Here is a 563-nt window from a genome sequence, read left to right as displayed (position 1 = left end):
CTCTGCGAAGAGATCGACGGCAAGGTGAAGGCGTTTCTGAACCGGCCCCTCGAAGGCGATTGGCCCTATCTCTGGATCGACGCGACCTATCTCAAGGTTCGGCGCGGCGGGCGGATCGTGTCGGTCGCCGTCATCATCGCCATCGGGGTGAACACCGACGGGCGGCGCGAGGTTCTGGGCCTGGAAGTCGGCACATCCGAGGCCGAACCGATCTGGACGGAGTTCCTGCGCAAGCTCACGCGGCGGGGCCTGCGGGGCGTGAAGCTGGTCATCAGCGACGCGCACGAGGGCATCAAGGCCGCGATCTCGAAGGTGCTCAGCGCAACCTGGCAGCGCTGCCGCGTCCACTTCCAGCGCAACGCTCTTGCCCATGCCGGGAAGAGCGGGCGGCGTGTCGTCTCCGCCTTCATCGCCACTGCCTTCGCCCAGGACACGGCCGAGGCCGCCAGCACACAATGGCGCGCCGTCGCCGATCAGATCAGGCCCAAGGTGCCGAAGCTCGCCACCATCATGGATGACGCCGAGCACGACCTGCTCGGCTACATGTCCTTCCCGAAGGAACA

1 protein-coding gene is annotated in these 563 nt (G+C 66.4%); it reads left to right on the top strand.

The annotated features are described in order from the left end of the window. Positions 1-563 (top strand): IS256 family transposase (locus Q1A36_RS21370; protein WP_299848202.1); only part of this gene is annotated, 563 nt, incomplete at both ends.

This window comes from uncultured Paracoccus sp., assembly GCF_947487305.1.
GTDB lineage: Bacteria > Pseudomonadota > Alphaproteobacteria > Rhodobacterales > Rhodobacteraceae > Paracoccus.
Note: the sequence above shows the minus strand (reverse complement) of the source record. Positions and strands in the feature narration are given on the sequence as shown.